At 42.1% G+C, this 4075-nt stretch carries 2 protein-coding genes; both read right to left on the bottom strand.

Translation table 11 applies throughout. The features are described from left to right. Positions 1 to 18 precede the first annotated feature (18 nt). Positions 19 to 828 (bottom strand): two-component regulator propeller domain-containing protein, encoded by an 810-nt coding sequence (locus tag K5Q92_RS23360; RefSeq protein WP_220771208.1) that lies wholly within the window; start codon positions 826 to 828, stop codon positions 19 to 21. A gap of 329 nt (positions 829 to 1157) precedes the next feature. Continuing rightward, positions 1158 to 3947 (bottom strand): insulinase family protein, encoded by a 2790-nt coding sequence (locus K5Q92_RS23355; protein WP_220771207.1) that lies wholly within the window; start codon positions 3945 to 3947, stop codon positions 1158 to 1160. Between the last annotated feature and the right edge of the window lie 128 nt (positions 3948 to 4075).

Genomic DNA, 4075 nt, shown 5'->3' with positions numbered 1-4075 from the left:
CGCTGTATCACGGATAAATTATCGACCGAAAAAGTGTTTAGACTTCAAGCAACCAGCGATTGTCTTTAAAGAAATGACATTGGCTGCTTGATATTGGAGAGTGTCGCACTTCGCAGTTGAATTCGGGCTGTTGATACTACTTTCCAGAGATTGGCTATAAAATATTCCAGTCTCCTTGTATAAAATAATTTTTCCATTTGAAATGTCAATATTTGTTACTTTGTCATCGATTAATGTATTTTTCGATGCATTTATTATTTCGCCTGCATAGTTTCTAATGTATACGTCATCTTCAAATAGTAGCGCTTGTTTTACGCCATTAAAGTCACCACTATAAGATTTTTTTAGAGTAAGAGTTGACTGTTGTGATTTTTCTTGTGTTATATAAACAGAGTCTTCTGTTCCAATAATAATATTCTCTTTGCTTTGGGAGATAGACCAAATAGCTTGCTCATGGATAAAGGTTTCACTATTTAGAGCGATGACCCTGTCTGTCAGTCGATCATAAACAGCTAAACCTTTGTCTGTTCCTATATACATATTGCCGCTATCGCTGATAAACAGGCTGCGAATGAATGCGCTGGGCAGGTCATTTTCTGGAGAAGGGAAGTAGTGGCGAAACTCTTTTCCGTCGTAGCGATTTAGTCCGTTTACGGTACCTATCCAGATATAGCCATCCGCGTCTTCAACAATCGAGGTGACATTACTTTGTGATAAACCATCAGAAACGCCCAAAGAGACGGAGTTTAACGTTAAAGCAAGAGCAGAATTTACCCATAAAATGGTAAAGAGTAGGGTAGTCGCTAATTTTATAAGAATTTTAGGCATATTTTTTTGTTTGATAATTAGCCAATATTGTCAGGCAACTCATTGTTATTCACACTTTTTCAGAAAGTGATGACATTGTCAAAAGCCTTGACAGTAATTGTAGCTGATAATCATTATTATCTTATGTTTATCCATGCCAATTAAGCTTTTTAAAACGCCCTGTATGGTTCATTGTTTCAGTAGCAAGGGTTGCACTAGTTTAAAAGGCTGCGTTGGGGCTTTTTTCTTCTACAATAGAGAGAAAATGACTTTTACTCATGGATATCTCTATTTTGTTACTGTAACGGGCGAATTCACTTGTAGCAAAAGAGCATTAGAAGTTAGCTGAGCTAATAGTCGAATTGCTCTGCATCTTGTTTGAAAGCACGCAGATCGGTGATCATCTTGTCTGACTCTAAAGGCACTTGGTCTTGATGAGATTCACCTGTACTGAATAACACCAGACGATCACAATGCTTAGTACGCATTTTTTGCATGATGAACTTAATAAGGTCGGCTCGGGTAAGTAATTTAATTTGCTCTGCGACCAATTCTTTTTGGTTAAATTGGTAGTCTTTATTACCTATGCTTGACCAGTAACGCTGGCCTCTGGTTTTTAGGCTCGAATCTTTTACCATGATCTGGTTAATGAGTCCGTGCTTGGTTGACTCCCACTGCTGATTCGTAAGCTGTAAGATTGCGTAGGCGAAATCAGCAATAAACTCATCAATCGCTTCGAGTAATAATTGTGGGCCAGAGGTCGGAGATTGAATATAAAAAATAATACCAGGATAGCGGTTTAACGGTAGGTATCCCGTACCGACCATATAGCCGAGTTGGCGCTGAGTCCTCAGCTCGTGAAAGAAGGTCGATGACATAGTGTGGTTAAGTAGGCTGAGTAATGCCATGGTTTCAGGGCTTGTGACATCGGATTGATAATACACGATGATACTACTATCTGGGTGAGATACAGAGAGCTCCCGCAGCAAGGTCCCTTTGCCCGATAGGTCAATTAGTTCTCGAGATGACTCTTGGCTTGGCTTGGTTACTAAGGATAAAATGCCTTCTAGCCGTCTACCCAGCGCTTTAGCTTCACCCTCTAACCAATCTCCATAAACTAGCCCTTCAAGGTGGATTTTCTCATAAAAACTTTTTACATGAGCATGCAGATCATCGAGGGTGATCTCTTCGAGTAACTCGGCCATTCTTGATGGTTCAAAGCTGCGTTTTTGCAAGGTAACCGTTAGGCTGGTAAATAGCTGGGAGATAGGCTTAGCCTGAGATTGATTGTACCAAGCGCGCAATATTTGGCGTTTTATCAGATCGAAGCGAGCTTGGGTGAAATTACGCTCTCTCGCTTTAGCGATAACCAGCTCAAGTAATGCTTCCTGCTTGCCCGTAAAGCCAGTTAAATGAAGCGTGATCCCGCCTTGGTGTGGGTAAATGTTATAACTTAGTCCTGCTACTTCCGCTTGATAGGTATGTTCGGTTAGATAATCGAGCAGCATCTCAACATATAAACGGGTTAATGCTGCATGTCTTGGTGAGGCCGCAGCCTGAGCCGAGTCCAGAGATAGATAAAGATGGCCCTTTGGGACATTAAATTCATCGTCTTTTCTATGCCAGATCCGATACCCTGGCTTTTGTGCTACTACGACAGGGACCTTCGCGGTACTTTTTTCGGGGCGAGCAACACACTCATCATTAATAAACGGGTTCTTCTTCGGTAAGCTTAGCTCTTTACGTATAGAAGGCTTTGACCATAGCGCAATACTGTCGGGGTCAATCGTTTTAATTTGATAGGGAGAGTGATACCAAGCGGCTTGTTTATTGGTGTCGAGTTCGCAAGCAACTAATTGTACGCGCATATTTTGTGGTGTCATCAGCGCGAGTAACTGCTTGGTTTCGTCAACTCTGAGGCCATCCATACGGTAATCGCCGTAAATTACATCCTCTATTTGGTAGTGATGCATGTTAATACTTAAATGACTGGCTAGGTCTAAAGAGTTGACCTGTTCCTGATATTGGAATGCGACTTTGAGTAGTGCAGCTCTTTCATTGTAGCGCCAAGATTCTAGGCCTTGAAGGCGGATAAGTTCAATGTACTCAAATGTTGCTGCTATTACCGTATCTAATTCGGATAAACCGCGATCGGTGAGTTGGATGCTAATGTTATAGTCTTTAAAGTTATAACCATTTACCCCGCCTCCAGCAGAGAGATTATTGGCGAGGCCTAACTCTTTTAAGTAGGAGAGCAAGCTGCCTTTACCTTCATAACCTAATAAATGGCTAATAAAGGTGAGGGGTTTATGGGCATAATACGACTCAAGAGCTGGGAGCGCGAAGGTGATAGCAACCCGCTTTTGTTCTTTGAGCGGCACAATATTGATTTGAGTTTGTAATAGCTCTGGTGGGTAGAGTGGTACATCAGGGTAGCTTCTACTTAAGGTCTTCCCATCAATTTCATTGAAAAATTGTTTAGCTAATTGTTCCAGCTCATCTAATGATTGCGGTGCAACAAGAGACAATGTCATCACATTGGCACTGTATTTATTGCGATAAAAGCTAAGTAACTCGGCTCTCAGTTCGCTTTCATCGCCTGCGAGAGTCTTTAGGTTGCCTACTGAAAACTTTGAGAAAGGATGCTCAGGGTTAACTGTCTCCTTCTGCACTTGGTAGACTCGTCGAATATCGTCCTTTAGCTTCATACTAAATTCCGATTCGATGGCTTGTCGTTCTCGGTCAACCAGATCGATATTAAATAGCGGCGCGATAAAAAATTGGCTAAAGCGATCCAATGACGCTTCAAACTGCTCGGCGTTAATACTGTAGAAAAAGTTGGTATGTTCGGTACCAGTCCACGCGTTATTGGTGCCGCCGTGTTGATTGATAAAGGCCGAGTACTCACCTGCGTCTGGATACTTTGCGGTACCAAGAAACAGCATATGCTCCAGAAAATGAGCCATGCCAGGACGGGAAACGGGATCGTCAAAATGCCCGACAGCTACTGCCATAGATGCTGCGGCTTGACTCGCTTCTCTATCTTCAACCAGCAGTACCGATAGGCCATTTTCAAGGGTGATATGGCGGTATAATCGGTGGTCGTTTGGGCTGGTTTTTATCTGAGTAGCTTTCGGCAAAGAGAAACTCCAATTCTACGAATGAACAAGCGGGTTAGCTCGGCAAAATTTATACGCTGAAGCGGTATAATCTGTAAAGCTAACTAATTGAGTAAAAAGATAGTTAACCTTTATGGCTTAACTTGCCA

The organism is Shewanella sp. MBTL60-007 (genome assembly GCF_019654915.1).
GTDB lineage: Bacteria > Pseudomonadota > Gammaproteobacteria > Enterobacterales > Shewanellaceae > Shewanella.
This window is presented reverse-complemented; position numbering and strand designations above follow the sequence as displayed.